Genomic DNA, 26,512 nt, shown 5'->3' on the forward strand with positions numbered 1-26,512 from the left:
GTGCCGGCACGTGGACGTCAGCCTGTTCCGCATGCGGAACATGGTGAAGAAAAAACCGGCGCCAAAGGCGCCGGTTCTCGTTCGAGCGAAGGGGAGGGGCTTAGAAGTGGTAACGCAGCCCAGCGGAGAAGGAGTCCGCCTCGATACTGCCCCAGCCCGGAGATTCGGTGTTGATGTCGTGAACGCGCTCCCAACGGGCATAGCCGGCAATCGCGGGGGTGAATGCATAGCTGGCACCCAGACCATAGGTAGCGGACCACCCGGTCTCTTTCTCATCGTAGGAGTCGGAGTAGGTCAGCAGGCCGTAACCACCCAGCGAATCGACTTCGAAGCCCTCATTGACTTCGCCACCGCTGTACTTGGTGCGGACATGGGCAACGCCCAGCAGCGCTTCCAGGGTCAGATTCTCGGTGACCGGCAGCATACCCACGCCACGGAGGATGAACGCCCTCGATTCGTACTCGTTGTGGAAGTCGGATACGCCGACATAGGTCTCGCCGTCATGGTTGAAGGTGACGGTATTGGTGGTCTCGTAGCGAGCGCTGCCGAGATCACGATAGGCGAGTTCCAGGGCAAGATTCGGTGTCAGCTGATATCCGACCCCGAAGCCGAACTCCTGGTTGGTGTCGTCGTAGTCGCTGCTCCCCTCGGTCACGAAGGGCTCGAGGCCATTCGGGATGTTGACCAGGAGGTTCGCCTCATCCATCCGGGCGGCACCGGCAGACTGCTGGGCGATGACGTCACGCTTGGCTGCGTCACTACCGATGTCGTTGTGGCTGTACTCACCGAATACGTAGATGCCGGTGTCCGCCATGGCGGGAGTGACGAAAGCGCCGGCGATGGTGGCGGTCAGTGCGGTACAGAGCAGAGTCTTCTTCACGTGGTGTTCCCTTACTGTGGTTGGGGTGGTGCGAGCCTTGCCGCTCGCTTGCTTGAGTCATGCTACGGATTTCACGAAATACGCAAGGGGCCTCTGGCGGGCCTGCTGAACGCGGCGTCGCAGCGTGACAGCGACCCTAGAAGCGATACACGACACCCAGGCCTGTGGCTTCGAGGGTCGCATCTGGAGTGTCGAGATAGCGCATGTGATCGAGGCGTATGGCCCACTTGCCGCCGGTGTCGGCATCGAGCTCGATACCTACGCCCCAGGAGAAGCCAGATTCCTTGAGTGAGCGACCCCCTTGGCTGATCTCGACCTGGGCCGCACCAGCAAGGGCATAGGCACGAATATGGCGCGTGACGGGGTGTACGGCCTTGGCGTAAACGCCTACTGCGCTGTCCAGGGTCACGGATTCACCCTCGCGGGTATCGCTGCCCAGCCCGGCTGCACGGATCTCGCCACCGAACCTTGAGTTGAGATGGGTGCCCAGCGATACGCGTCCGCCGACAGCCTCGGCTGAGCCGCTGGGACCTTGATCCAGAGCCCAATGGATCGCGTCGGCAGCGAGGTAGCCCACCATCTGGGCGTAAGCGGGTGAAGCAGTAAGGCTTGCCGTGACGAGCGCGGCAATCAGCAATGAGGGGGTACGGAAACGGAGCATGCCTGAGGGTCCTTGTTTGGCACCGTGGTGACGCTGATCGGTACGATACGCGCTGACTGCCGCAACACCGGTGCCGGGAAGGACCCTTCAAGGGCACGTCGAGACACCGGTTCACGGCATCGCCACTGGATATACTGGCCAGGCGCTGACGCGGGTGCGTTCTTCAGTGGCAACAACCAGGGAGGCCTGCGGACGTACTCGAATGGCTCTCTTCGTCATTGCAGGTTCTCGTCGGATGACGTAAAAGCAACATTGCACATTGTTGATATAGGGGTAATACCATGAAGCGAAAGAGTGATCTTGTTGCAGCACTTGCCGATAAGACAGGCATTAGCAAGACGGATGTCGCATCCGTCATTGATGCACTTCCCGAGATCGTAGTTGGTGGTTTGAAAGATGAGGAAGAGTGTATTCTTCCAGGTCTTGGCAAGTTCAAGATTGGCCACCGCTCGGAGCGAGTTGGCCGTAATCCTCAAACGGGCGACAAGGTCACGATACCCGCACAGAACACGATCAAGTTTGCCGCTGGGAAATCCCTTAAAGACTCAATCAAGTAAGTCGTACGACACACACCACTCTATATTCTGTCGCTTAAACCTCGGGTAACCCCCGGGGTTTTTTAATGCTTGGGGGCCACCCCTTAACCTGACACACAACACACCGCTTCACAGGTCCTTGACGAGATCGGCTCGTGGCCACGCGTAGCGGGGCAGAGGCGATAGAGGCAAGGGCCCGTCAACGAGCGCAGCGAGGCGACAGCCGGCGGGTGAGCCTGCGTTTCTGGCCAGTCCCCCCTCGACCGGTTATCCCCAGAAGGCCGTTAATCCCTACAGGAAAGCCCCTTTTGATTTACAGGTCATGTTTGTAAAGGGTCGCTAGAGGAAGGCCTAGAGGCTTGCTACAGGTTTTAGGGGGGTGGTGATTCTTCGTGCCGGTGATCGTGATTCTTCGTGGCAAATGATCGTGATTCTTCGTGCCAGTGATCGTGATTCTTCGTGCCGAATGATCGTGATTCTTCGTGGTAGTGATCGTGATTCATCGTGCCTAAGCCATTGTATCAACAGGGATATCCACAGAAACCGCCAAACACCATTCGCTCACGAAAAAGGCCATCCCGGTGGGGATGGCCTCATATCGATCATTCGGATCGGGCGGCGCTAGCCGCGGTAGGGTATCGGGGGTGGGGATGGGCGCAGGGCGATACCCGTCTTGACGACGCTCACACGTGCCTTGGGATAGACTGCCAGCACCTTCTTCAGCGCCACCTTGAAGTCCCGCTTGAAGTTTCTTGGCCCATGCTCGCCATGGTAGTCATGCCCGAACTGCGCTCGCAGGGATACCCAGTGCAGCAGCACGCTCTTGCCATTCACCCGGTGCAGGCGCTCGGCAAGCATGGCGTAGAGGTCCAGAGCGAGAGCTGATCCTTTCAGCGCGTGAAGGGCTCGCAGGTCCAGTGGGACGGCGTGCTGCGTCAGGCTGTCATAGTACCGCTGGGTGAAGGCTATCTTTTCCGGCCACAGGTCTCTGCCGGCCCCATTGCCACTCGGGCGAGTCCAGGCCTCGAACTCATCGATCAGGTCGCCTTTCACGGTGTAGGCCGTATCGCCCACGCTGTAGCCCATGGTAATGCGACATGCGGCCAGCGCCTGAACCTGACGCTTGAACATCGTGTAGGGGCCCCTGTCACCGCCGGCCGGCTCGAATCCCAGCGTCCTCAGGAATGCTGAAGCACTCGGCCCGACATCCACGATGGGAGACCGCTGTCTCAGGGCCTGGGTGTTCAGGTGTGCCAGCACGAGACGTGGCATGGCCCCGTAGGGTACGGGGTGTTCGACCCAGCCTTCTCCGTCGAAGAGCGACCCTGCCTGGATGTGTATCCCAACACCGTCGCAGACGCGCTGGAAGGACGTGCCTTCGATCGCCCTGCGTGGCAGCCCTACCTGGCAGAGGATCGTATGCATGAAGGCCAGATCGTTACCCGCAGGTCCATTCATGCTGATGCGCTTGCTGGCTGCCAGCAACGCCTGGCGTGACGGTCTGGCTGACTCCTCCTCCATGACCTCCGAGGTGGGGTAGGTGCGCTCAGAGGGTGCATCTTCCCTCAGCTGCCCGGCCTCCACGAGCTGGCTCACCACCTCCTTGGCCATCCGCGGGTCAAGACCCTTTTCAATCAGCTGCTGGAGGTATGCCTCCCTGGTTGGCTTGTCGTGCTTGTCTTGTGCCACCTGCTGCCCCTGTCATCGTGTATCGGCTCTCACAGTCCCGCGCATGCTATGCCCATCGCTGTCTCATGGCGGGGTGCCGAGATGCCCTTGGAGGGCACGACGCGAGGGGGGCGACCCGAGCGGCTGTTGGTACCCTGCTTCGCATTGGGGAGGTTTGCCGGGGTGCCCAAATGGGCCACTGCCCATTGGCAGCGCTGGGCATTGTCACATGAAAACACCGTGTGATTATGGCGACCTAAATACCGTTTCCCAGGGCATTGCGTCTTTCTTGATTGGTTATACAGTGAACTCACGTCAACAGCGACGCCAACGCCAAGCAGTCATTACGTCAAGCTATGTAGATACGCCAAGAGGAAGAAACAATGAGCAGATCCAAGAACCTTGTAATCCTGATCGGTAACCTCGGTAATGATCCCGAGACCCGCAATTTGCCGAGTGGTGGAATGGTCACCAACGCTCGACTCGCCACCACTGATACCTGGAAGGATCGTCAAACGGGGCAAATGCAAGAGCGCACGGAGTGGCACACTCTGGTGTTCTTTAACAAGCTTGCTGAAATCGCTGGCAATTACCTTTCGAAAGGCTCGAAGATTTATATCGAGGGTCGACTTCAAACTCGCAAGTGGCAAGGTCAAGATGGCCAGGACCGTTATTCCACCGAAATCGTCTGCAGCGACCTGCAGATGCTCGACGGTAACCCCAACCGGACACGCTCCAACGCACCGTCGCCCAGTGCCGGCCAGCATGCTGGGCATGGCCAACCGCAGCAGGGGCAGGGCGGCGGGCACCAAGGGTATGGCGCCCCGTCGCCGCGCCAGGGCTACGGACAGGGTCCCCACCAGCCGCCCATGGGCCACCAGGGTGGCGGCTATGGGCACGCACAACCCGGGCATCAGCCCACCATCTCGGATGGTTTCGGGGCTCCCGATGATGAGATCCCGTTCGCGCCCATTCACCCCATGATGGGTGGCTGATCAGTTGCCACTGACCGCCACCATGTTTCCGGGTGGCGGTCGCCTCATCGCCAAGGACTACCGTAATACCGTATACAGTAACTACATGATCCCCTCGGGAGGCTCAGATGGAGATTAGCTATCAGGCAACGGATCACGACCTCACGGTCCTGAGGGGTCAGATACCCATCCGCGAATTGCCATTATTGATGAAACGGCACGGTAAGGATGCCATCGTCGATACCTGGCTGGCCCGGGCATTGAGGGCCACCATGGTCATCGGCTCGCCTGAAGCCTGCGCCAGACAGCGCGAGGCTCTAGGGCTGAGTCAGCTTCCCACTGGGGAGATTGCCACGCTGCCGTTGCAGCAGCAGGTCGACGCCTGGCGCCGGCGAGGCGATGTGGGTGCTTCATCGGAAGCCCTGGCCAATGTGCTGATGGGCATGGCTCACGCTCCCGAGGAGCCGGCGCACCCCCGAGACGCCGGTGACTTCCAGCGCTGCGCCTTGTTGCTGGTCTGGGCCCCTGGGCTCCGTGAGCGCCTCCCGTCGATCGCTACCCGTTCCACCGCCTGGCGTGCCATCGTTCAGCACTGGGATGAGCTCGAGATGCTTCTCGCCCTCGGCGATAGCGGGCACCGAAAGATCAACGAGCGTCTGTCGGAGCTGCTGTCCTAGACCGTTGGTGTTGGCCGAGGAGGTCTCGTGAAACTCACGCCAGAGCAGGCTCGCATCATCGAGATGGCGACCGAGGCCATGTCCGAGGGGCAGGCTGAGTTGGAAGGCGGGCGGTTGATCAACGCCCCGGGAGTCGCCGGGGCCGGCAAATCGGCGATCATTGTCGAGCTTGCCCGTCGCGATGCTCGCCGTCGCATCCTGTTTCTGTCCCAATCTCGCAACCTACGCGATCGGGCGAGGGCAACCTTGCCCCCCAACGTCATGGCGATGACTGTCCAGGAGGCGGCGCACCGCTATCTGCTGCGTCTCTTCGCCTCCAAGCTCAAGGCCCTGCCCGTCCAGGGCAGCCTGACCGACCAGCAAATGCTTGCTGCCGGCGGAGCCGGCACCACTCAGCGTGAGGTCCAGCGAGCACGGCAGGTGCTTTACCGGTTCTATCGCAGTGCCGACCGCCATCCCGAGCCGTCACATCTCCCCTCCGGTAACCGCCCAGGTGAGGAGTGGGTTCTCGCCCCAGGCGAGAGTCTCCGGGTGCTCAGGGTGGCAAGGGATGTCTGGTTCTCCCAGATCAGTCGCGATCCCGGCTCGGCACCACTGACTTATGCCGCCGAGGTCAAGCTGTGGTCCCAGTCGGCGACGGAGCAGATCCACCTGGAGGGGCTGGAACGGTCCATCTCCGTCTCTCCGCTGCACGGGGCAGAGCTTGTGATCCTCGAGGAGTCCCAGGACGCGGATGAAGCCCAGCTAGGCCTGCTGTCACGACAGAACATCGCCGTGGTCATGTTCGGCGACGCCTTCCAGTCGCTGCGGCAAGGCAACCGCAGAATACAGGCTCAGCGCCACCCCCTCCAGGAGAGGGCTGACACGGTATACCTGCGCGACTCGTTCCGCTTTGGTCCATCGATCGCTTCACTGCTCAACGCCCTGGCCCACAGAGCGGGTAGTCCCCGTGTTGATCGCTGTGTGGGTCGGGGCGAATCGAACGTCTACCCGGGAGCGCATCGCTATCACTGGGAGGCGCAGCAGGTCCCCTACACGGTCATCACGAGTTCCGCGGCCGGCGTGTTCCAGGAGGCATTGGAGGCCACTCAACGCGGCAAACGCATCGCCTGGGTCGATGGGCTGGAATCCTATCCGATCGGCCTGGCCCATGACCTCGCAGTGCTCCGTCGTGACAGGGGCGTCCTCGGTCCCGCTGGTTCTGCCCGGTCGTCATCCGCACTGGCAGGTGTGAAAACTCTCGAGGAAGCACGAGCCCGATTCCGCAAGCGGTGGGATAGCACCGCGCTTGAGCTGTGTGATTGGGTCGAAGCGGCAGGACAGTCGACCCAGGAGCTCCCCGAGATCATTGATCGGTGGCGTGAGCTGGACCAACAGCGCCAGGAGGCTATGAAGGATGCCTCGCACCCCCCACCTGAGCGCGATCTCACGCTGACCACCGTGGCTCGGGCGAAAGGGCATGAATGGAGCCGTGTGGCGATCAGCGATGACTGTTTCCCGCAGGTGCTACTGCAGGGCCGTTGGCAGTTGCCCAAGCGCGACCGGCAGGCAGCCAATTGCGCCTACACGGCGATCTCGCGAGCCCAGGTTGCCGTGGCGGTGCCCGAGGCCTTCTTGAAGCTCCTCGAGGTTCACGGAGTCGTTCTGGCGCCAAACAGCTATCCGGTCGGAGAGGAGCGGGTCGCGGAGGAGCGGGTCCACTCCCACTTCGGTTGCCAACGTCATGCTCAACTGGAGATGTCGCCTTCCCTGCGGCGCCGGCGGATGGCTCTCAAGCCGCCCAGGCGTGTATCCAACGTGGCCTCTGGGCATCAACGTTTGAAGGAGCAACTCGAGGAGCAGACTGAGTCGCTGAAGGGGCATTCGGTGGAGGAGCTTCGCGCCATGCTCAGAGGGCCCGCACGCACTGACCGGCGTCGTGGGCGTTGATGTCCATGAGACCATGAGGGGCTAGGCTCAGGAGGTGCCGAGTGTGTTCGAGAGACTGGATGTCGAGGAGCTAGCATGGAGTTCTGTCCACGTTGCCGCGGGGGAGAAGTGAACGCCCCAAATTGTCCTGGCTGTGGTGGCAGCGGGTTTGTCGACGACGTCGCCGTTGAGCCGCCACCGGCGAAGATCCTGTCCGTTTCGCCGGTAGCTCGCCGCCAGCAGATCGAGACAGCGAGGAAAGCCAGGGAAGCCGAGAAGCGTCGAAAGGTTCGGGTGGGGTCACGCCCTGCCACCGGTACCGAGATGGCGTTGGCGGCTTTGACGCCTCAGGAGCGTCGTGATCGCGAGAAGTGGTTGCGCAGGTACCAAGCACGCCAGGCCAGGCGCCTGAAGGATGAAGCACGGCGTCGCAAGATGACACCGGAGCAGCTGGCGGCCGAGGATCAGCGGCGTCGCGAACGGGCCTACGTGAAGCGACTGAACCGCCTCCAGGTGGCGAAGAAAGGGAATGACACACCCCGGGCTGGGCGAAGTCCGACCCGCCAGAAGACACCCACGACGCCGCCTCGAGATCGGCTCAGTCGCGAGGAGCAATCGGCCAAGGTTGCGACCAATGACCAGCTGAGGGCTCAACTGGCCTCGCTACTGCCGGATGCCTCGCCCTCCGATCCTGCACATGCTAAGGCTGACAAACGGCCTGCTGCGAAGAAGCGGACGGCCAAACACAACCGACGCCGAGGTCAAGAAGAGGGGCTGCGCGAGCTCCCTCCGATCGATCCCCTGCATGCGTACCGCGGTGAGTTCCAGATGGTGGTCCCGGGGCATGATCGCGACGAGGATGCGGGTAGGCATTATGGCCACAGCTTCCGTGACCAGGATGGCCAGTTCGGTTCGATGCCCCAATACGACGACCACGAGTGAACAATAGGAGATGGGCATGGGCCATGATCAGCGCCAGCCACTGCAGAAGGGCACGATCATCGAGTTCTGTGGCGATGAGGCCGAAGTCATCCACGATGAAGGCGGTGACCGACTCACGGTGCGGCTGGACTCGTTCGAGATGTGCTGGCGCTGGGAGTTCGAGGGGGTGTGCTGTTCCGTCGTGTCAGAGCCTCTACCCCTCGCGGCCAAGGATTTATAAGGAAAAGGAGACTCAAGGAGGCATCTTGCAAATCATTGTATCGAAAGAACAAAGAGCTGCGGTCGGGGAGTTGGGGCAACCACTTGGGGGGAGTTTGCACCACCAGTCCTGCTTCAATCGGTGAGTCGACGCTACCGGTTATCCTCTTTCGAAGGGCGTTGGCTCGTCATTATGCGAGCCTGAACCACCGGTAGGCGCACGTTCTGCGAGTCTCCGCTACCACCAGAGCCCCACTGGGCCTGTGGATAACCGCTTCTGACAGGGCCGGCGAAGCCCCTTCACGCCATTGTGCGAGCCACCACCACCACCTTTCTCGAGTCTGCACTACCAGGCGTCCCGTGCGGAGCGTAGCCGTTCGACGGCCCTGGGCACACCTCATCAGAGCGCCATTTTGCGAGCGTGGACTACCACACCGGGAGCTGGGCCCGTTGGTATATTGCGACCTACCGCTACCGGTTGGCCCTATCCATGGGGGTTTCACGAGCGCCAGCTACCACTGCAAGTGGTGAGGGGGTTTTGCGACCAGCAGCACCCGCTCTCACCGCTTCGCGTTGCAGGTGCGGCCCGGCTCCTGGGGCATGCGCCCCTGGCGTGCTTGATGAGCGTTCCGCTCGATCTGGATATAGGCGAACAGGCACACGCAGGCCATGAACACGGCGAAGGCGGCGATCATCCAGCTGACGGGGGACAAGGGGCCTCTCCTCTGATGGAACACCTGTTGCCATTCTAGCACCCGAGGCTGGCGCCTCGCGGGCGACAGAGGGTCCTGCCCCATGTGAGAGGCCCACTGCTCCGGCAAGAGGGTTTTGCGAGCGCCAGCACCCAGTTACGCCTTGGCACGCACATTCTGCGAGTGTCAGCTACCACTGCTCAGCGGCGCGATTCCCGCCATACGGGGGTTTTGCGACCAGCAGCACCCGGTCAGAGGCCTGGCGCGGGGATTCTGCGAGTTCCCGCTACCACTGCAAGCCCAAAGGGCTCGGCGGGGCATTCTGCGAGCGCCAGCCACCACTCCCTCATGACAGAGGGATCGGCAAGGGGGGATTCTGCGAGTGCCAGCACCCAGTCCTTCAACAAGGCAGCGGCATTCTGCGAGCTTCCGCTACCACTGCTCAGCGCCGAGAATCGCGGCAGACGGGGGTTCTGCGAGTGCCAGCACCCAGTTCTTCAGCAAGGCAGCGGCATTCTGCGAGCTTCCGCTACCACTGCTCAGCGCCGAGAATCGTGCCAGACGGGGGTTTTGCGACCACCAGCACCCGGTCAGACGCCAGGCTCGGGGGTTCTGCGAGTGTCCGCTACCACCCGACCAATGTCGGGGGTATCCCCCGGGTATTTTGCGACCACCAGCACCCAGTCTCTGTCGCAGCCGATGAATCGCCGTGAATCTACGGTGACGTAGGGAGCCTGGCACCCCTTTTGAATCCGAGTTATGCGAGCGCCAGCACCCAGTCCCGATCGGCTGAAACGCGCTCAGTAGGGGGTTTTGCGACCTGCAGCTACCGGCTGGGCGGAGCACCATCGTGGCGAAGGTTGTGCGAGCTTGAGCTACCACATCGAGGGTAGAGTAGAGGTCGCTCACCGGGAGTTATGCGAGTCTCAGCTACCAGTGAAAGCCCGGCAGGCGAGGGTTATGCGAGTCAGGGCTACCAGTTTACATGGGACGGGAGGCTGCTAGGCTCCGTCTAAGCCATTGCCACCACTCGCCGGGATACCACTCATGACACGACGCGCTACCAATGCCCGCACCGTCGACAGTCCCCGCCAAGTCCCCCTCTTTGGTCCCGACGAGACACCATTGGCAGAGCAGGATACTGCCCTGGATCGCCCCCTAGCCGTCTTCAAATCGTTCGTCTACAACACCAGCGACGAGCGCACCTCCCTGTCCAACAGCATTATGGTCTGGGACCTGCTGCCCAAGTACGCCAGCGAGCACCTCAACAGCGCCGAAGATGGCCCGCCCAAGGCCTCCGTGATCGAGTTCGGCTACTTCGGTCAGGATCTCAAGTTCACGCAGTTCCCCGGGACGACCAAGGATATCCGCGCCAGCAAGGGGCAGGAGGATGACCAGGACGCCTGGGTCAACCGCTTCCCGGGCATCCGCGAGCAGGCCGTCGAGATCGCCTTGATGAAGCTGGCCAGTGAGGAGGGGGGCATGTGCGAGCGCCCCGACGGTCGCAAGGAGGCCAAGTACGGCGTGTCCTTCTCGATCCGCCAGCTGCGCGAGATTCTGCGTTCTCTGGGGCACACCTACAACCACTACCAGGTGGTTGAGGCCCTGGACATCCTGACCTCCAGCACCTTCACCCTGGAGTCAGCCCAGGGCGAATCGATCATCCGTGGCCACATCCTCGAGGACTACCGGGCCTCGACGGCAAAGGGCAACGCGAGGTTTGCCCCAGAGGCTCGCTGGCACGTGTTCTTCAACCGCGCCGTCGCCAAGGCTATCCAATCGGCCCAATACCGCCAGTACGACCTGCGCCGGCTGTACTCACGCCGCTCCTATGGCATCAACGTCATCAAGCGCATGGTGCTGCTGGCCACCAACATGTCCGAGCAGCACCCGGTGCGCCTTCGCTACAGCGAGCTCCAGAAGACCACCAGCGGGCTGAACTACTCGCGCATCTCCGATGGCATCAGCTACCTCGAGCGGGAGCTGAAACGGGTCATGAAGGACGGGACGATCTCGCGCTACGAGAAGGAGCTGGTCAAGAAGCGCAAGAAGGGCGTCTCGGGCCGGCCGACGATCGTCGATGCCGTATTCATCCTCTATCCCGGAGCGGAGATGATCGCCGAGGTCAAGGCCTCCAATACCCGGCAGATGCGGGCCGAGCAGGAGTTGGGGCTCTCCCCGCGACAGCGCCAGGAGCGCCATCAGTCCCTCATCGCTGGCTGAGGCGTCTTGCTGGCGCCAACCGGGAGAGAGTGCGGACTATATGCCGTTGCAATCCGCTTGGCGGTCGTGAAAGCTCTTCGGGGGCACCCTGTATCGGCAGGTGACACCCTCGAGGGCCCGCCCGGCAGCCAGCCGGGCACTGAAGGGCTACCATTCATTCCCCGGAGCCCGTCATGCGCATCACCCTCTGGCATCCGCCGCAGAACCCCCAGCGCGTCCGCGCCTATCTCAATCAGCTGGGGTGCCTACCTCAGGACGTCAAAGCCTTCGTCGTGCCGCACGGCAATGGCGTGAAGCTGTCGGTCAGTGACGCCGCGGCCGCGCCGGCGGTGCTGGAGGCCCTACACGAGGCAGGGGTGCTGTCGGAGGGGCAAACGCTCGAGGCCGTCCCCTTCGCTGTCTTCGAGGAACGCGCCCAGGCAGGTGCTGGCAAGGCAGGCCGTGCGCCCAGGGCCAAACGGCAGGGGTCCTCGGCATCGAACCGGGCGCCAGCCCGGAACCTGACGGGGTCGCGTCTCGACGAGGCAGAGGCGCTGGACCTCGCCAGCATCCCGGTGCCGGACCCCGTGCTGATCCGCATCGACCATCGTGAGCCAGCGGCGCTATTCGAGGCGCTGCAGGACTTGCCCAATGTCACCCTGGAGCGCACGGAGCTCGCGCTTGGCGACATCGAGATCCAGGGCCGGGAGACCCGCTACGTCATCGAGCGGAAGTGCTGCGCCGAGACGGCGGCACGAACGGACTTCGAGGCCTCGGTGGTCGGTGACGACAAGCGGCTGTTCTTCCAGAGCGAGAAGATGCGCCTGGAGGAGGGGATCACCCCGATCGTGCTCCTGGAAGGGCCAGTCCACGACAACTCACGCGGCATGCTGGTCCAGGCCATCGATGGGATGCTCAGCTTCCTGGTCACGATCCAGCGCATGAACGTGATCAACACCTACAGCCTGCACCACACCGCCTACGTGGCCCTCAAGCTCGCCGCCCATGACCGTTCAGGTCTCGGCTACGAACCACCGCTGCGGGGGCGCAAGCCCACGGGGTTGCCCCAGGTGGCCCAGCTCGCCTTCGTGCTCGAAGGTATGCCGGGAGTTAGCGCCAACATTGCTCGCCTCCTGGCGGAACGCTTCGGCTCGATGGCGGCGCTGGTGGCGGCCAGCGAGGCGGACCTCGCCGCCGTGCCCGGAATGGGCCCCAAGCGTATTGCACAGATCCGCGCCGTCTTGCATGGCGGGTGATGACTTGCATGTACCGTAATTGGATATACGGTAATACGGTAATTATCGAGGCGGCCGAGTTGCCGCCACCCCAGCACGTCATAGCCCCAGGAGAACCCCCACGATGCTTCCCTTTGACGCCGAGACCGTCACCCCCGAGGAGTGGCAACGTATCACCGAACAGGCCGAGAAGCCGCTGTGCTTCAACTTCCTACTGCTACCCAAGGTGCCTGACGACGCCGACACCTTCCTCGATCGGAATGGCCAGGGCGTGATGACTTGTTATGACGACGTAGACTGGAAGGGGCTGGCGCAGATTCTCCAGGCGCGTCTCGAGGGACAGGTGCCCAAGAGCATCAAGGTCTATGTGGCCAACGATGGGCCCGACATCTTCGACATGGTGAACGTGCGGCACGACCGTCTCGACACCCCTGAGGCCGAGTCCGACTTCGGTTCGCGTACCCTCCAGGTGCTCCATCAGGTCGCCATGGCCGACTACCGGGCCGGGGTGCTGAGGCTGCCCGAAGAGAGCAGCCTCCATCTCAACCCGCCGACGGGCTCCCAGCGTCCCCCGATCGCGGGGTTGGTGATCTCCGTGAAGTTCACCAAGATGCTCCAGGCCGTGGACTACATGTCGAGCGTCATGAAGAGACTGTTCGGCCAACTGCTGCCTCTACCCATGGGGGCAATGTCATTGATGCACACCTTGGACGAGCCCTGCAGGCTTCCGCCCGAGGCGCACGCCTGGCTGGAAGCGCAGTTTGGAGCGGTCTACTCCGACCAGTGCGGCGTGTTGTTCCTGTCCGCCACCCACTCCTGAGCGGCACTCTCCCCGGTGACCAAGCGACGGGAGGAAGACTGCTGACATGCGCCGCGTGCGTATTCCTCTGTCAAAGGCCGATTTCGGTCGGTTGTATTCCGCCGTCGCGAGGGCGGCACGCTTCTGTAAGCATCACATACCCACCCAGGGCGACAGCGTGGCGACAGCCGCCATGCTGCTCGCAACCTCGACGCTGGTAAAGCTTCACAAGGATCTCTGCCCGCAGATGCCAGGGTACCGGTCGGATAGATGCAGAGGCCCCTTGGCTGTTGATTTCATCGCAGGCGGCAAGCTCGCCCTGTCCGTGGAGCCGGGTGCGCAAGATGTCTTGTACATCGTCATATTGGCGAACTGTCGTTCTGCTTCAGCTGGCGCTGAGGAAGTCGACACTCAGACCCATAAGCTGCTCGACCGTATTCTGGAGGCGGCAAAGGCGTGCGACTGAGCGTCTGATGCGGGTTGCCTTTATAAGAGATGCTCTCCCTCGGTGGTGGCGCCCTTCCGGGGAGAGGATGTTACATCGAGACGGTGCGACACCCTTGAAGGGCGCTCCCCACCTTGCGTGCTGGCGCTTTGCTGGCATCCTCCATGGCAACGGACCCGCCCCTAGCCACTGAGGAATCGCCCATGCCGGCCGCCGATCACGATCTGGACCTGTTCGCTGACGCCGAGGCTCCCGCCCGACAGCTCTCCGTTCCCAACGCCCACCTCATCGAGGGCAATGCGCAGGCCCTTGCGCTGCTCGAGCGTGCCGCGACCCTGGCCGAAGCGTGCGAGACCCTGAACGAGGCCTATCGCCTCGGCGAGCCCCTGGTCAGCGATGCCGCCTATGACCAGTGCTTTGTCCTCGGGCTTCGCCAGCAGGACCCCGATCATCCGTTCCTCCATCGCGTCGAGCCGGAGCCGCTGTCCCTGGACCTGCCCACGGTGAGGCATGCGACGCCGATGCTCTCCACGTCGAAGGCCTATGATCTCGAGGCCGTGGAACGTTACATCCAGCAGGTGACCCGGGCCGCCGTCGAGGAGGGGGTCGCCCCCGACGCCCTGCGCTTTCGCCTCACACCGAAGCTCGACGGCATCGCCGGGCTGGACGATGGAGATCGCCTGGTGACCCGAGGCGATGGACTGCAGGGCCAGGACATCACGCGCATCATCGAGCTTGGCGTGGTCATGCAGGGCGGTCGTGGTCGGGGCCGGGGCGAGCTGGTCTGCGATCGTGCGTTCTTCCATGCCAAGCTGGGCAAGGGCACCGAGTATGACCAGGAGCACCCCCGCAACTTCGTCGCCGGGTTCGTCAGCGCCGACAGCGTGAAGCCTCATCACCGGCTGGCGCTGGAGGCCGGCGCCATCCGCTTCGTCCCCTTTTCCGACCTGCCCGAGCGCATCGTAACAGCTGACGAGCTCCGCGAGGGGTGGGAGACCCTCTACGACACCGTCGTGGCGGACAACGCCTATGAGACCGACGGCATGGTGGTCGAGGTCACCGACGCGTCGCTACGCCATGCCATGGGGGCGACCTCGAGCCACGAGCGTGCAGTCATGGCCATCAAGCGCCAGGGCGAATCGGCCGTGTCCACGGTCCTCGCCGTGCGGCTGACGACCGGGAGGACCGGGAGGATCATCCCGACCTTGTTGATCAAGCCGGTGGTGCTCTCTGGCGCCACCGTCTCGAAGGCCACGGCCCACACCGCCAAGAACCTGCTGGCGCTGGGGCTGGGGGAGGGCGCCCAGGCCCGCTTCGTGAGATCGGGTGAAGTGATCCCCAAGCTCGTCGAGGTCTTGGCGCCGGCCAAGACGCCGCTGGCCGTGACGCGCTGCCCTTCCTGTGGCACCGAGGCGGTCGAGGAGGGCGAGCACATGGTGTGCCGAAATGTCTCGGGGTGCTCGGCCCAGGCCGAATCCCGGCTCCGGCACTGGTTTCACACCTTGGGCAATGTCGACCTGTTCGGGCGCGAGACAGTTGCCCGGCTGGTCGCGGCGGGCATCACCGAACTGCCGGCCATCTATGCCATGGCGGCCGACGACTTCTCCGCCCTCGGCTTTGGCCCCGGGCAATCCGCCAATCTGGTGGCCCAGCTGGAGCGTAGCCGCCGAGAGCCGGTCATGACGTGGCGCTGGCTGGCGGCGTTCGGCATCCGCCACCTCGGCCGCGGCGATGCCCGCAAGCTCCTGCAGGCGATCCCGCTGGACGACCTGGGGAGTGTGACAGCCGAGCAGATTGCCGCGATCGATGGTTTCGGACCCAAGACCTCACCGGAGATTGCCGCGACCCTTCGCGACATGTGGCCGCTGATCCTCCACATGCGGGTGCTGGGCTTCGCCCTCGAGGACGAGACGCCCGCCACCGAGGCGGGAGCCGACCAGCCCCTCGCCGGGCAGGTGATCTGCTTCACCGGCACCATGGTGGGCGCCTCGCGCAAGGACATGGAAGCCCAGGCCATGGCCATGGGGGCTCAGGTGCAGAGCGCCGTCAACGGCAAGACGACCCTGCTGGTGGCTGGTGACAAGGCCGGGAGCAAGGTGGCGAAGGCCGAGAAGCTCAATGACAGCGGCAAGGGAAGCATCCGCATCCTGACCGAACAGGACTACCGCCACGCCTTCGCGCCGCAGGCATGAGAAGGCGGCTTGCATGTCCTCGGACCTGTGCGATAGTCCCGAGGACATGCCCCGCTATGACCGACAGGATGGGGCCAGACGACCTCGGGAGGAGACATGGGATTATTCAGCTGGCTGTTCCAGCGTGACCAACGCCATGAGGAGCGGGAGACTGCCGACCGCTACGCATCGCCCCTGGCACACGATTGGCGCGATCTAGGTCCTATACGACGCCCTGTTGACCACAGCGCGGGGTTCCAGGACGACCTCACCCTCCATCGGACTGGGCTGACCACGTCGAGCAGAAGCGTGATGGATCTTGGCCTCGGCGGGGATGACCATTGGGCTGCCTACCAGGGGCCGGCGATCAATCCCGCCACCGGCTTGCCGATGCTCAATGAGGTGTTTGATATCCACCACAACCATTTCGGAGTCTCGGAAGACATAGGTGGCATGGACAGCCTCACGGGCATGGACGGTGGGATGGACAGCTTCGGCGACATGGGAGGTTGCGATGGCCGGTGGTGATGCCGTCAGTGAGGCCCGGGGCTTTACCCGTCAGCATCTCACTTCGCTTTCCCAGGATCTGCTGCACTGGAAGTCCCGTGGGGTCCTGCCCAAGGAATGTCGCTTTCATCAGCTGGCCGAACTGGTCGCCCGCTACAGCAGCGAGGAGGACTGCTATCAAATGGCGGAGCTGCTGGTGACGCGCTGCAGCCTCGAGGCCACTGCTGGCGCCGACGTGCCCCAGCCCCCCAGTGCACAGGCGCCGCCCATGGACCTCGAGGTCACTCTGTTCGATGTCCCTTCGGGTCCCGTGCGCGGCACGGCCACCCTGTTCCTCGAGCTCAAGGGAAAGGCGCACAAGCTGGCGCATGCGATCCTGCTCACCGACGCTCCGGCGGACGTGACCAACGTGACTATCAAGATGCCGCGACGCCTCGCAGAGGAGGACGTGGCCAGGGTCGCCGGTGCTCTGATGATCTTCTCGGAACGGGTTCGCGAGGTGCAGGCATGATCAAGGATTCCGTGCGTGATCCGGCCGGGGCGCTGGCCTATCTGTGCGACTGCACCCTGGCCACGGTGTGCACGCTGGCCTGCAAGAAGAAAGCTCCCCTGTACGAAACCCGCCGGCAGATCGCGATGGCGCAACAGGCCATCGACTGGATGCGGCTCTACGATGTCGACTTCTCCAAGACTCGTGCCCAGGAGGTGGTCGAGCAGTATGGCGGCAGCGTCGAGGCATGGGCCGCCTCGTTCAAGGATGGGGGCGCGTCGTCATGACGGAAGCGAGCCGTCAGCAAGCCTTGGGGCAATTCCCGACGCCAGCGTGGGCCGCTGCCGCCCTGGTGCGCAGCCACCTGCCCGATCTGGACCGCCAGGACTTCGTGGTCGAGCCGTCGTGTGGCCCCGGGCGCTTTCTTCAAGCGATCCCGGGGCATATCCCGGTGCTGGGGGTGGAGCTCGACACCGAGCTGGCGGAGCAGGCCCGGCTGCTGACGGGTCGCCCGGTCATCGCCGGGGACTTCCTGGAAGTGGAGCTACCCGAGACGCCTACAGTGATCGTCGGCAACCCACCGTTCAAGACAGCCCTCATCGAAGCCTTCCTCGAGCGAGCCCATGACCTGCTGGTGAATGAGGGTCGCGTCTGTTTCGTGCTGCCGGCCTTCTTCCTGCAGACCGCCCGGCGAGTCATGCGCTACAGCGAGCAGTGGTCGATGGCTCAGGAGATGCTGCCGCGCAACCTCTACGATGGCCTCAAGCATCCTCTGTGCTTCACCACGTTCCGAAAGGACCGGCGGCGCTTGATGGTGGGCTTCGGCCTCTATGCGGAGCTGGCGTACCTCCAGGGGCTCTCCAGAGACGTTCAGCAGGCCATGCGCGATGGACCGGCAACCTGGGGAGCGCTTGTCACCGAGGCCCTTGAGGCGATGGGCGGGGAGGCATCGCTGCGGGCGATCTACGAGTACGCCGCCGAGCGACGCCCGACACCGAACCCTGCCTGGCGTGAGCAGATCCGCAAGGTCTGCCAGACCAAGGCGCGTCGCACTGGACGGGGACGTTACGCGCTCCAGGAGCGCAGCCGTAACCTTACCCTCGATCTCGCCTCCTAAATCGCGCCGTCACGACGCGTCATCACCTTCTTTTTGCTGCCTTGCATGATCCCGGCTCCGGGGTACCGTTGTCTCACGACTTCCAACGTGATCACGCGAGGACTCTATGGATTATATCCCCCTTATCATAGCGATGTTCTTCGTCGCGCTTATCGGCAAGGTCATCAGCGATTACCTGGCGCTAAAACGGGACTACAACGCCCTGCCGACCCTCGACGAATACCGTGAAGAGTTCCCTGAGTGCCAGACGCCCCGCGGCATCCGCTGCTGCGAGTGCAATTCCTCCAGCATCTGGCAGCGCAAGCTGAACCAATCAGGTAGAGCCATCTTCGAGTGCCGGCACTGTGGCACCGAGCTCTATCGCCGCTGACCGGCCACCCAGCCCCACCATGCCCGGGGTCACCGACCCGCCAATCGCAGGAGCCAGACCATGTCCAATCCCGAACGCAGCAAGGCCCTCGATGCCGCGCTCTCCCAGATCAACAAGCAATTCGGCAAGGGCGCCATCATGCGCCTGGGCGAAGAGCCCCGGGTTGCCATTCCCTCGGTGTCCACCGGCTCGCTTGGCCTCGACGTGGCCCTGGGGATCGGTGGCCTGCCACGGGGCAGGGTGACGGAAATCTTCGGGCCCGAGTCCTCCGGCAAAACCACCCTGACCCTGTCGCTCATCGCCCAGGCCCAGAAGCGCGGGATGACCTGTGCCTTCATCGACGCCGAGCATGCGCTCGATCCCGGCTATGCCGAGAAGCTCGGGGTCAATCTCGATGACCTCCTGGTGTCCCAACCGGACAACGGCGAGCAGGCGCTCGAGATCACCGACACCCTGGTGCGTTCGGGCAGCGTCGACCTGATCGTGGTGGACTCGGTGGCCGCGCTGACCCCGCGAGCCGAGATCGAAGGAGAGATGGGGGATGCCCACGTCGGGCTGCAGGCTCGCCTGATGTCCCAGGCGCTGCGCAAGATCACAGGCAACATCAAGACCGCCAACTGCATGGTCGTCTTCATCAACCAGATCCGCATGAAGATCGGGGTGATGTTCGGTAGCCCCGAGACCACCACCGGCGGCAATGCGCTGAAGTTCTACTCCAGTGTCCGCCTGGACATCCGTCGCACCGGAGCGGTGAAGCAGGGCGAAGAATCGATCGGCAACGAGACCCGGGTGAAGGTGGTCAAGAACAAGGTGTCGCCGCCGTTCCGTCAGGCCGAGTTCCAGATCCTCTACGGCAAGGGCATCAACCTCGCCGGCGAGATCGTCGACCTGGGCGTGAAGTGCGGCCTCGTGGACAAGGCCGGTGCCTGGTACAGCTACCAGGGCAACAAGATCGGTCAGGGCAAGGCCAACGCCTGCCAGTTCCTCGAGGAGAACCCGGCGGTCATGGAGGAGATCGAAGCGGGCATCCGCCAGCAGCTGATGGCTGCCCCCGTGACGTCACGTGAGGCCACCGAGCAAGCCCCCGATCCGCTGCCGGAAGAAACGCCGCCGATGCAGCGAGACATCGTCGAGGAGTTCTAATAGTCCCGCGCACTCCGGCCACGCGGGCGACACCAGACGGTGCGCCCGCGTTCTTGTCTCACACCCCGGAAGTTGACATTAGATTCCGTCTATGTAAGATAACATGCTGAATTTAGCGCCTTTGAGCGCACTTTTTTGTTGAAGAGAAGCATCGCTGCCCGTTCCCATCCCCCCACCTTCGCGCAACCCGGGGTAGCGATCAGAGCTAGACCAAGTCGTCCTACATCAACCCACACACCCCGTAGGAGCGATCGAGCAACCGAGAGGAGATGCTCATGTCTAGCCCGTGCGCGAACACCGCCCGTACCCCCGTCCATGGTCGCCCCCGTCTGGGAGAGCCCACCAAGAGCCGATATCGCGCCGCCCGTGCGCTGCGTCTGCTGCAACTGGTGGAGGAAGAGTGCGACAACACCTTTCTGATGGTCACCCGTGACGATGCGATGCCTGCCGTGGAGGAGGCCCAGCAGCATACTCACCGGCGCTACCTGCTGGCCGTCCTGGAAGAGGAGGCCCGTTGTCTCGCTACAGCGGCGCGTAAGGCCGGGGAGGGTCTCCTGTCGCGCTATGCCACCCAGCAGAAGCAGGCGCTTCACGAGGCTATCGATCTGCTCCCGCCGATCGGTCACACCGAGGCCGAATGGGAAGCGATCCGGGGTCATCTCAAGAGCCCCGTGGGCCGCCCCGCGGTGTCGCTGGAAAGTCGTCTGGCCAAGCAACGGATGGCCTATCGTGCCCAGCTGGCGATCGCCAGGCACCATGAAGCCGAGCAGGGGGAGCCGCCGGCGGAGATGGCTGACCTGATCGCCGTGGCGTACAACCCCAAGCTGGGCAAGCCCGCCCACCCCGTCTGGGTGCGCCGCACCAAGGCATTGCTCAACCGGGTGAAGGAGCGAATCGCCGCGATCGAGTCCGGTGACGCTGCCAGGGAGCAACAGGAGCATCTGCAGGCAAGGATGCTGGCCGAGGGGGTCGATGATCCGTCGCAACTGAAGGGTCGACCGGTCAGCAACCTGGAGGAGCGACTGCCCAGCCTGCGCAAGCGCCGTGATGCCCTGGAGAAGAAGCTGCGGCGGCCGGCTGCCGCCGACCATGCCGAGGCCAGTGACGCGGCGCCCGAGGCGCCGCTGGTGCCCAAGGGCTGTCCGCGACTCCGGGCGCACCTGGATAAACTGCTGAGGGAGGTGGGAGCCAGTCATCTGGCCATCGAGACGGTGCCGGCCGTGGCGGTGCCCGAGCTCGAGGCTCGCTACCAGGCGTTGTCACGAGCGACCAGACTCCTGCTGGGGGGTAGGGTCGCCGGCTACCCCTAAGCCACGGCGACGTGACGGCCGATCCGCCGCCCCGGGATACGGTGGCGGCGGTATCGATGGGCAGAGGTCAGTGGATGCGGGTCAGGACGCGGTGGCGATGCTCAGGTGACGCCCCGCATGGCCGACCACGAACTGCTGGGCATCGGCGTCCCAGGTGAAGTAGAGCCGGTGGCGCTCATCGAGGGTGAGGTGGCTCTGCATGTCCCAGCGGCGGGAGCCCTCCGCCGTCTTCTCGGTGAAGATCCGCTCATCGCGCAGCTTGGGGTGCTGGTTAACGCGGTCAGACTCGACGCACGCCAGGTGCCCCGGCACCACCTCCTTGAGGCTGTAGAGAGGCTTGCCGGACGCCATGGCTTCCCAGCCTTGTTCGGCCATGGCCAGTAGCTTGCGCAGCAGGCCGGCGCCGCTCAGGGTGCTGGCCGCCTCGCTTGCCGACGTAAAGGCCGAGTCGAGGATGCGCAGGCGATCGGGATAGGTGGCCCGGGCCAGACGCAGCGCCTCCGGGGCCTGGCTCGACTGACCAAAGGCCTTCACCGCATCCACGAGGTCATCGTGGCCGATTGCGGATGCCTGCTCAGGCTCATGGGCTTGCAGCGTAGCCATGCTGGCACGCAACGCCCGGGCTTCGTCCTCAGAGCGCTGGAGGGCCTCTTCAAGCTCCTGCACGCGCTGTTGCTGGCGCTCCATGTCGGCCTGAGCGCTCGCCGTGGCCTCGTGGTGCTCATCGGCGCCTTCCTGACTTTCCTGCGGCTGCTCACCGGACACCGGCATCGAGAAGGGGACCAGCGACAGCTTTTCCCACGGTAGCTCGTCGAGGACAAGCAGCAGGGGCTCGACGTTCTCGGTCAGCATCTTGTCGCACGTGGCGGCCATGGTCTGTTGGGTATCGCTGATGCGTTTCAGGCGTTCGGCCAGGGTGAGCTGGGTATCGGCCTGGATCTCGCCGAGCGCCTCAGTGAAGCGCTGAAGGTCTCGTGCCACCAGCTCCGAGGCGAGCGGCACCAGGGGCAGGGGAGAGCACAGGGAGGGCGGCAACAGGTCGGCGTCCAGGTCGAAGTGTTCGGGCGCAATGGTGTCCGGCGGGCCCTCGGCATCGTCGGCCTGCTCGTAGAGACAGACCTCGCCCTGTTGAAGCTGGCAGATCCAGCCGCCCAGGAGGTCGGCGTAGTAGAACAGCCGATCGACGGCATTCACCAAGCGCTCGGGGGACGATCCGTCGTTGAAGGCGGCGAGGTCCTGAGCCAGCAGCTCCAGCCACAGCGGCGGTATGCCACGCGGCCCCAACGCTTCCTGTGACCAGGGCGTACCGTCCGGGGTGACGCTGGCGCAGACATAGCTAATCAGGGTATCGCGCTGTAGCCGGGGGATGGCACGCCTCTGCGCCTCGCTGAGGGCGTCGAGGGCCTCCTGCATCCTGGTCACGCGTGTCGCAGCGGAGCGCCAGTCGGCAAGCACATTGGCAGCGCTGGAGAGCCATTGCCCCTCGGCCAGCAGGGTTCGGATCGGTGCCAGGTCGGTGCCGGGCATCCAGGGTACCGCCAGCGGATTGCCGAACAGCAACTGACCGCCCGGTCCCGTCATGTCACTGATCGTCATCATCAGGTTGAAGCCCGCCGGCCAGAAGTGGCGGAAATCCGAGACCAGGTGAGGATCGTTGGCCAGGCTGCCAAGCGCCCACCAGGCATTGAAGGCCAGCCAGGCACCCTCGGCATCTGCGTCCTCGCCGGCGGCATTGAGTCGGCCCAAGTGTTCAGCGAGTGGCACGATCAGGCGCAGGTATCCCTCGAAGGCGATGGTGCGCTGCGCATCGGCGCCCATGGCGATACGTGATCGGGTGAGGGTTATCAGTTCCTGCGGGTCGCTCTGGATGCCGACATGAGCCTTCCAGTGCTCGAGGATGTCGATCTCGATGACCGGGATCTTCTGGCCGTCGAGCCAGGCCATGACCGCTTCCTGACGCTTGTGGTGTGCGGACAGGAACGTGGTGAGCAGCACGAAGTCATCGACATCGCCGTAGTGGCGCAGGAACTGCTTGCGATAGGCCTTGAAGGTGGTCTGCCGGCAGGCGCCGTAGGCGCTGATGTAGTCCTTGAGGGTGCGCCCTGTCAGTGTCTTGAAGGCGGCAGCCATGGCGGTGCGGCAGCGCCCTTCGTCGTGGTCAGGCAGCAGTGTGACGAGGCTGAAGACGGGTAGGCTGACGGGCGGGTAGGTGGCTGTCGCCTCATCCCCTGTGACGCGCAGCTCGTCCTGGGCGTCCTGCACCACTGCCAGATTGTTCTGGAACACCTGGGCATATTCCCCTGGGTTGCCAAGCGCCTTCATGAATACCTTGTGAATCATCCCGAAACTCCCGCGGTGGTGATGGACGACTGGTGCCCGATGTCGCCGAGGGTATCGCAGACCGGTCCTTTGGCAACGGCGCGAACTGCCCTTGGAGGGCACCCAGACGCATTGCGTCTTGATCGACCTGGGGTAGGGTTGGCGTCGACTCCGGTGCCTGGCGGCACAGCACCCGCCTGGTGCAGGCCCGGACAGGGGGCGTCACTGCGACAGGTCGCTGAAAGACGGTCGGCGCCCATACCCATTCGTGATCAGGAAGACGAGACCACCACTATGCCCATCAGTCGCTTTAACGGTGTCGCCATCAATCATGCTGCGCTTGACGTGGGGGAGTCGGCCATTGTGTCCCGCTCAAGGACTCAAGGTATCGACGTGACACTGAGCATCGTGCGAGTGCGCGGGAAGGATGCCCCGACCGAAATGGAGGCGCTGATTCATCGTCACCAGGATAACCAGACCGCCTCCGTCGCTCTCGACCCTCGGGAAGTGAAGGTCCTGCACGAACAGACGGTGAGGCGGAAGGTCGTCGGCCTCATGGTGCCGCACATGGCGGAGACGCTTGCCTTGTGGGTACGCGACGAGCTCTATAACCCCTTCGCCGATAGGCAGATCAACCAGAAGAAGAGCGCCTAGGCGCTGGTCGGTACCGGCGGGCAGCCTTGGCTGCCCCGTATCGCAACGCCACCGAGGCTCGGCGGCGTATGACGACATCTCAACCTGCAGAGGAGAGCAGCCCATGGCGGGGCCGATCACGATCCAACGGCTGGCGCGAGGCCAGTACCAGGTGCTCAAGCATGGGCAGCATGTAGCCGATATCCGGCGCTCGACGGCTGAAGAGTTCGGGCACTGTGCCGAGATGCCATGGGTGCTGCTTCATGCCACGGGCCGCATCGATCGCCAGGCGACCTACGAAGACGCCGTGGATGAGGCGCACAAGATTTAAACAGCAACGGGCTGTGAAAAAGCCCTCAAGGGAACGTCGACGCAGAGTGTCCTCTGGCAAGGCCTGAGATGCTGTCGACGTCACCCGAGAGGAGCTGTGCCCATGGTACGCATCGACAAGAAGTCCACCCGCCTGTACGTCCTGGACACCAACGTCCTGCTTCACGACCCCGCCGCCCTTTACCAGTTCGACGAGCACGAGGTGGTCATCCCCATGACCGTCCTCGAGGAGCTCGACAAGCACAAGAACGGCATCCGCGAGATTGCCCGCACCGCCCGCCAAGTCAGCCGGACCCTTTCTGACCTCACCAGCAACGTCGACCTCGAACAGATCCACCAGGGTATCCCCATCACCCGGCAAAGTGGCACCGACGGGCGCTTGCGGCTGCTGTGTTACCAGGATCTGGAGGATCAGCATGCGCTGGCCGACAGCCCCGACAACCGCATCCTGGCTGAAACCTGCCGCCTGCAGAAGGAGCGTGCCGACGCCTCGGTGATCCTGGTCACCAAGGACATCAATCTGCGGGTGAAGGCCGCGGCCCTGGGGGTGCCCGTCGAGGACTACCTGACCGATCGCGCCTTCGACGACAGCGATGCGATGCTGGAAGGGGTGAAGGTCTACCCGGATGCCGGCAGTGAGCTGTGGAACGGACTCGCTCTCGATGTTCAGGTGGAGCGGGATGCCGGGCGCATGCTGTACCAGCTGTCCGGTGAGATCCCCTCGGAGTGGCACCCCGGGATGCTGGTGGCCGACGGTGACACCGAGGCCGGGTTCGAGGCGGTGGTCCGTGCGGTCACCCGCCAACGCGCCACCCTGGAGCTGCTCAGGAACTACCGGCACGGCACCGACGTGTGGGGCGTGCATGCTCACGACTGTCGCCAGAACTTTGCGCTCAACCTGCTGATGGATGATGACGTCGACCTAGTGACCATTGCCGGCAGCGCCGGTACCGGCAAGACCTTCATGACCCTCGCCGCGGCTTTCGAGCAGACCCTGGACAGCAAGCGCTTCGAGCGCATCGTGTTTACCCGGGCACCCATCACCATGAGCGAGGACATCGGCTTTCTCCCCGGCACCGAGGAGGAGAAGATGTCGCCCTGGATGGGGGCCTTCCACGACAACATGGACAACTTGCTGCGCAACGAGGATGGGGAGAGCAGCTGGGAGAACGGCGCCACCCGCCAGCTGCTCGGTTCCCGGGTGCAGATCCGAGCCCCGGGCTTCATGCGTGGCCGCACCCTCAACGACACCTTCCTGATCATCGACGAGGTCCAGAACTTCACGCCGAAGCAGATCAAGTCGCTGATCACTCGCGCCGGCCGCAACACCAAGATCGTGTGCCTGGGCAATGTGGGCCAGATCGACACTCCCTACCTCACGGCTAACACCTGCGGCATGGCCGCAGTGGTAGAGAGCTTCCGCGACTGGCCCCATGCCGGCCACGTCACGCTGAAGAGTGTCGAGCGCTCCCGGCTGGCGCTGGCCGGCGAGGAGATGCTGTAGGGCAGGGCGACCACGCGCACCACCTCTCCGTTTCACCGTTACGACGAAACCGCTGCCCGCCCCTTTGGCGGGCAGCATCACGTTGGAAGTGCGTTAACCCTGAAGAATTCTCAAAAGCTCCCTCAAGGGCACGAGCTGACTGCTCGGATCGCGCCGACCCTGCGACCCTCGTAGCAGCGTCGGCCGGCACCTGTCCCGGTCGTGCGGTAGCCGTCCCGGCAGAAACGTACCGTCCTAACCACGTCGCCTTTCGTAGGAGTGCCCATGTCCCGTTTCCCACGTCGCGCCATGCTGGCGATGCTGCTGCTGGCGCCGATACCGGCCATGGCCAACTGGTACATCACCGGGGTCAGCAGCGGGGTACGGGACCTGCGATTCGCCACGCCGGAGCTCGCTCAGGACTATGTGGTGGACTACCGCTCCATCGCCGAGTCGCTGACCGGCACCTACCTGAGTGACTGGATCGAGGAGACGCCCTACTCCGACGGTCGCCTGGTGTCCCGGGTGTGCTTCCTGTACCTGGACAACAGCGGGGGCGACTACGACCCCGCCACCTGCACCGGTGAGCCCTCCACGGTCTATGAGCGGGTGGCCGACCTGCGCCCGGACACCGGGACCATGGCGGATTCACCGTTCCTCAACCGCGATCTGGGCCGCCCCGACGACGGCCTGTGCGTCGGCAACCCGATACACGCCGGTACCGGCAACAAGTTCGAGGCGGCGGTGGACGTGGCCACCGCCGGCGCCGAGCCGCTGGTCTTCGAGCGTGTCTACAACAGCCAGGACACTGGCAGTGGCCAC

Annotated in this window: 27 protein-coding genes; 22 read left to right on the plus strand and 5 right to left on the minus strand. The window is 63.8% G+C overall.

Going from position 1 to position 26,512, the window contains the following annotated elements:
- Positions 1-100 precede the first annotated feature (100 nt).
- Together ACOMD9_RS20225 and ACOMD9_RS20230 are read right to left on the minus strand one after the other, a co-directional pair.
- Positions 101-880, minus strand: a complete 780-nt coding sequence (locus ACOMD9_RS20225) for an outer membrane beta-barrel protein (protein ID WP_421417805.1) — start codon at positions 878-880, stop codon at positions 101-103.
- Positions 881-1,016: 136 nt separating this feature from the next.
- Complete coding sequence (locus tag ACOMD9_RS20230; protein ID WP_421417806.1) at positions 1,017-1,541, minus strand: porin family protein; 525 nt, start codon at positions 1,539-1,541, stop codon at positions 1,017-1,019.
- Positions 1,542-1,822: 281 nt separating this feature from the next.
- On the opposite strand from ACOMD9_RS20230, the gene ACOMD9_RS20235 reads away from it, so the two are divergent.
- Positions 1,823-2,098 (plus strand): HU family DNA-binding protein, encoded by a 276-nt coding sequence (locus ACOMD9_RS20235; protein ID WP_421417807.1) that lies wholly within the window; start codon positions 1,823-1,825, stop codon positions 2,096-2,098.
- A 600-nt stretch (positions 2,099-2,698) separates the two neighbouring features.
- Here the strand turns inward: ACOMD9_RS20235 and ACOMD9_RS20240 are convergent.
- On the minus strand, positions 2,699-3,766 hold the full coding sequence (locus tag ACOMD9_RS20240) for a replication protein RepA (protein ID WP_421417808.1): 1,068 nt from the start codon (positions 3,764-3,766) through the stop codon (positions 2,699-2,701).
- A gap of 362 nt (positions 3,767-4,128) precedes the next feature.
- Here ACOMD9_RS20240 and ssb point away from each other — a divergent pair, with 362 nt between their 5' ends.
- The 5 genes from ssb (at position 4,129) to ACOMD9_RS20265 (ending at position 8,466) form a co-directional block, all read left to right on the plus strand.
- Positions 4,129-4,740, plus strand: coding sequence for a single-stranded DNA-binding protein (gene ssb, locus ACOMD9_RS20245; RefSeq protein ID WP_421417809.1), 612 nt, complete (start codon positions 4,129-4,131; stop codon positions 4,738-4,740).
- 107 nt (positions 4,741-4,847) lie between these two features.
- Positions 4,848-5,396: a hypothetical protein gene (locus ACOMD9_RS20250; protein ID WP_421417810.1), complete on the plus strand. Its 549-nt coding sequence runs from the start codon at positions 4,848-4,850 to the stop codon at positions 5,394-5,396.
- 27 nt (positions 5,397-5,423) lie between these two features.
- Positions 5,424-7,325 carry a hypothetical protein gene (locus ACOMD9_RS20255; RefSeq protein ID WP_421417811.1) on the plus strand — a complete coding sequence of 634 codons (1,902 nt, stop codon included), beginning with the start codon at positions 5,424-5,426 and terminating at the stop codon, positions 7,323-7,325.
- A 75-nt stretch (positions 7,326-7,400) separates the two neighbouring features.
- Complete coding sequence (locus ACOMD9_RS20260; RefSeq protein WP_421417812.1) at positions 7,401-8,246, plus strand: DnaJ-like cysteine-rich domain-containing protein; 846 nt, start codon at positions 7,401-7,403, stop codon at positions 8,244-8,246.
- A gap of 16 nt (positions 8,247-8,262) precedes the next feature.
- Positions 8,263-8,466: a hypothetical protein gene (locus ACOMD9_RS20265; protein ID WP_421417813.1), complete on the plus strand. Its 204-nt coding sequence runs from the start codon at positions 8,263-8,265 to the stop codon at positions 8,464-8,466.
- A 538-nt stretch (positions 8,467-9,004) separates the two neighbouring features.
- On the opposite strand, the gene ACOMD9_RS20270 is transcribed toward ACOMD9_RS20265, so the two are convergent.
- Positions 9,005-9,157 (minus strand): hypothetical protein, encoded by a 153-nt coding sequence (locus ACOMD9_RS20270; protein ID WP_421417814.1) that lies wholly within the window; start codon positions 9,155-9,157, stop codon positions 9,005-9,007.
- A gap of 1,026 nt (positions 9,158-10,183) precedes the next feature.
- On the opposite strand from ACOMD9_RS20270, the gene ACOMD9_RS20275 reads away from it, so the two are divergent.
- From ACOMD9_RS20275 to ACOMD9_RS20330, 12 genes are all read left to right on the plus strand, one after another.
- Entirely contained in the window at positions 10,184-11,359 is a 1,176-nt protein-coding gene (locus ACOMD9_RS20275; protein WP_421417815.1) for a hypothetical protein, read from the plus strand.
- A gap of 173 nt (positions 11,360-11,532) precedes the next feature.
- Positions 11,533-12,594: a helix-hairpin-helix domain-containing protein gene (locus ACOMD9_RS20280; protein ID WP_421417816.1), complete on the plus strand. Its 1,062-nt coding sequence runs from the start codon at positions 11,533-11,535 to the stop codon at positions 12,592-12,594.
- A gap of 103 nt (positions 12,595-12,697) precedes the next feature.
- Complete coding sequence (locus ACOMD9_RS20285; protein ID WP_421417817.1) at positions 12,698-13,393, plus strand: hypothetical protein; 696 nt, start codon at positions 12,698-12,700, stop codon at positions 13,391-13,393.
- 46 nt (positions 13,394-13,439) lie between these two features.
- Positions 13,440-13,838, plus strand: a complete 399-nt coding sequence (locus ACOMD9_RS20290; RefSeq protein ID WP_421417818.1) for a hypothetical protein — start codon at positions 13,440-13,442, stop codon at positions 13,836-13,838.
- Positions 13,839-14,020: 182 nt separating this feature from the next.
- Positions 14,021-16,009, plus strand: a complete 1,989-nt coding sequence (locus ACOMD9_RS20295; RefSeq protein ID WP_421417819.1) for a BRCT domain-containing protein — start codon at positions 14,021-14,023, stop codon at positions 16,007-16,009.
- A gap of 96 nt (positions 16,010-16,105) precedes the next feature.
- Positions 16,106-16,516 carry a hypothetical protein gene (locus ACOMD9_RS20300; RefSeq protein WP_421417820.1) on the plus strand — a complete coding sequence of 137 codons (411 nt, stop codon included), beginning with the start codon at positions 16,106-16,108 and terminating at the stop codon, positions 16,514-16,516.
- Positions 16,503-17,006 carry a hypothetical protein gene (locus ACOMD9_RS20305; RefSeq protein ID WP_421417821.1) on the plus strand — a complete coding sequence of 168 codons (504 nt, stop codon included), beginning with the start codon at positions 16,503-16,505 and terminating at the stop codon, positions 17,004-17,006. Before ACOMD9_RS20300 ends, ACOMD9_RS20305 begins: the two co-directional genes overlap by 14 nt.
- Positions 17,003-17,272, plus strand: a complete 270-nt coding sequence (locus ACOMD9_RS20310) for a hypothetical protein (RefSeq protein ID WP_421417822.1) — start codon at positions 17,003-17,005, stop codon at positions 17,270-17,272. The genes ACOMD9_RS20305 and ACOMD9_RS20310 overlap by 4 nt, the downstream gene beginning before the upstream one ends.
- Complete coding sequence (locus ACOMD9_RS20315; protein ID WP_421417823.1) at positions 17,269-18,102, plus strand: hypothetical protein; 834 nt, start codon at positions 17,269-17,271, stop codon at positions 18,100-18,102. Before ACOMD9_RS20310 ends, ACOMD9_RS20315 begins: the two co-directional genes overlap by 4 nt.
- Positions 18,103-18,208: 106 nt before the next feature.
- Positions 18,209-18,472 (plus strand): hypothetical protein, encoded by a 264-nt coding sequence (locus tag ACOMD9_RS20320; protein ID WP_421417824.1) that lies wholly within the window; start codon positions 18,209-18,211, stop codon positions 18,470-18,472.
- Between the two features lie 60 nt (positions 18,473-18,532).
- Positions 18,533-19,615, plus strand: a complete 1,083-nt coding sequence (recA, locus tag ACOMD9_RS20325) for a recombinase RecA (protein WP_421417825.1) — start codon at positions 18,533-18,535, stop codon at positions 19,613-19,615.
- A 275-nt stretch (positions 19,616-19,890) separates the two neighbouring features.
- The gene (locus ACOMD9_RS20330) at positions 19,891-20,925 is read left to right on the plus strand and encodes a hypothetical protein (RefSeq protein ID WP_421417826.1); all 1,035 of its coding nucleotides are present in this window, start codon (positions 19,891-19,893) and stop codon (positions 20,923-20,925) included.
- An 81-nt stretch (positions 20,926-21,006) separates the two neighbouring features.
- Here the strand turns inward: ACOMD9_RS20330 and ACOMD9_RS20335 are convergent, their stop codons facing one another.
- Positions 21,007-23,265, minus strand: coding sequence for a hypothetical protein (locus tag ACOMD9_RS20335; protein WP_421417827.1), 2,259 nt, complete (start codon positions 23,263-23,265; stop codon positions 21,007-21,009).
- A 273-nt stretch (positions 23,266-23,538) separates the two neighbouring features.
- Here ACOMD9_RS20335 and ACOMD9_RS20340 point away from each other — a divergent pair, with 273 nt between their 5' ends.
- From ACOMD9_RS20340 to ACOMD9_RS20355, 4 genes are all read left to right on the plus strand, one after another.
- Entirely contained in the window at positions 23,539-23,898 is a 360-nt protein-coding gene (locus tag ACOMD9_RS20340; protein ID WP_421417828.1) for a hypothetical protein, read from the plus strand.
- Between the two features lie 103 nt (positions 23,899-24,001).
- Positions 24,002-24,208 carry a hypothetical protein gene (locus tag ACOMD9_RS20345; protein WP_421417829.1) on the plus strand — a complete coding sequence of 69 codons (207 nt, stop codon included), beginning with the start codon at positions 24,002-24,004 and terminating at the stop codon, positions 24,206-24,208.
- Between the two features lie 102 nt (positions 24,209-24,310).
- Positions 24,311-25,711, plus strand: a complete 1,401-nt coding sequence (locus ACOMD9_RS20350; RefSeq protein WP_421417830.1) for a PhoH family protein — start codon at positions 24,311-24,313, stop codon at positions 25,709-25,711.
- A 264-nt stretch (positions 25,712-25,975) separates the two neighbouring features.
- Positions 25,976-26,512 (plus strand): DUF6531 domain-containing protein (locus tag ACOMD9_RS20355; protein ID WP_421417831.1); only part of this gene is annotated, 537 nt, incomplete at its 3' end.

Origin of the sequence: Halomonas terrestris (genome assembly GCF_049166755.1) — a bacterium.
Classification (GTDB): Bacteria; Pseudomonadota; Gammaproteobacteria; order Pseudomonadales; family Halomonadaceae; genus Halomonas.

Coding starts and splice junctions, on each gene's coding strand:
- ACOMD9_RS20280 (WP_421417816.1), top strand. CDS start 11,533: ATGCGCATCACCCTCTGGCATCCGCCGCAGAACCCCCAGCGCGTCCGC.
- ACOMD9_RS20305 (WP_421417821.1), top strand. CDS start 16,503: ATGGCCGGTGGTGATGCCGTCAGTGAGGCCCGGGGCTTTACCCGTCAG.
- ACOMD9_RS20265 (WP_421417813.1), top strand. CDS start 8,263: ATGGGCCATGATCAGCGCCAGCCACTGCAGAAGGGCACGATCATCGAG.
- ACOMD9_RS20290 (WP_421417818.1), top strand. CDS start 13,440: ATGCGCCGCGTGCGTATTCCTCTGTCAAAGGCCGATTTCGGTCGGTTG.
- ACOMD9_RS20275 (WP_421417815.1), top strand. CDS start 10,184: ATGACACGACGCGCTACCAATGCCCGCACCGTCGACAGTCCCCGCCAA.
- ACOMD9_RS20315 (WP_421417823.1), top strand. CDS start 17,269: ATGACGGAAGCGAGCCGTCAGCAAGCCTTGGGGCAATTCCCGACGCCA.
- ACOMD9_RS20295 (WP_421417819.1), top strand. CDS start 14,021: ATGCCGGCCGCCGATCACGATCTGGACCTGTTCGCTGACGCCGAGGCT.
- ACOMD9_RS20340 (WP_421417828.1), top strand. CDS start 23,539: ATGCCCATCAGTCGCTTTAACGGTGTCGCCATCAATCATGCTGCGCTT.
- ACOMD9_RS20335 (WP_421417827.1), bottom strand. CDS start 23,265: ATGATTCACAAGGTATTCATGAAGGCGCTTGGCAACCCAGGGGAATAT.
- ACOMD9_RS20235 (WP_421417807.1), top strand. CDS start 1,823: ATGAAGCGAAAGAGTGATCTTGTTGCAGCACTTGCCGATAAGACAGGC.
- ACOMD9_RS20260 (WP_421417812.1), top strand. CDS start 7,401: ATGGAGTTCTGTCCACGTTGCCGCGGGGGAGAAGTGAACGCCCCAAAT.
- ACOMD9_RS20250 (WP_421417810.1), top strand. CDS start 4,848: ATGGAGATTAGCTATCAGGCAACGGATCACGACCTCACGGTCCTGAGG.
- recA (WP_421417825.1), top strand. CDS start 18,533: ATGTCCAATCCCGAACGCAGCAAGGCCCTCGATGCCGCGCTCTCCCAG.
- ACOMD9_RS20300 (WP_421417820.1), top strand. CDS start 16,106: ATGGGATTATTCAGCTGGCTGTTCCAGCGTGACCAACGCCATGAGGAG.
- ACOMD9_RS20320 (WP_421417824.1), top strand. CDS start 18,209: ATGGATTATATCCCCCTTATCATAGCGATGTTCTTCGTCGCGCTTATC.
- ACOMD9_RS20230 (WP_421417806.1), bottom strand. CDS start 1,541: ATGCTCCGTTTCCGTACCCCCTCATTGCTGATTGCCGCGCTCGTCACG.
- ACOMD9_RS20285 (WP_421417817.1), top strand. CDS start 12,698: ATGCTTCCCTTTGACGCCGAGACCGTCACCCCCGAGGAGTGGCAACGT.
- ACOMD9_RS20330 (WP_421417826.1), top strand. CDS start 19,891: ATGTCTAGCCCGTGCGCGAACACCGCCCGTACCCCCGTCCATGGTCGC.
- ssb (WP_421417809.1), top strand. CDS start 4,129: ATGAGCAGATCCAAGAACCTTGTAATCCTGATCGGTAACCTCGGTAAT.
- ACOMD9_RS20350 (WP_421417830.1), top strand. CDS start 24,311: ATGGTACGCATCGACAAGAAGTCCACCCGCCTGTACGTCCTGGACACC.
- ACOMD9_RS20310 (WP_421417822.1), top strand. CDS start 17,003: ATGATCAAGGATTCCGTGCGTGATCCGGCCGGGGCGCTGGCCTATCTG.
- ACOMD9_RS20345 (WP_421417829.1), top strand. CDS start 24,002: ATGGCGGGGCCGATCACGATCCAACGGCTGGCGCGAGGCCAGTACCAG.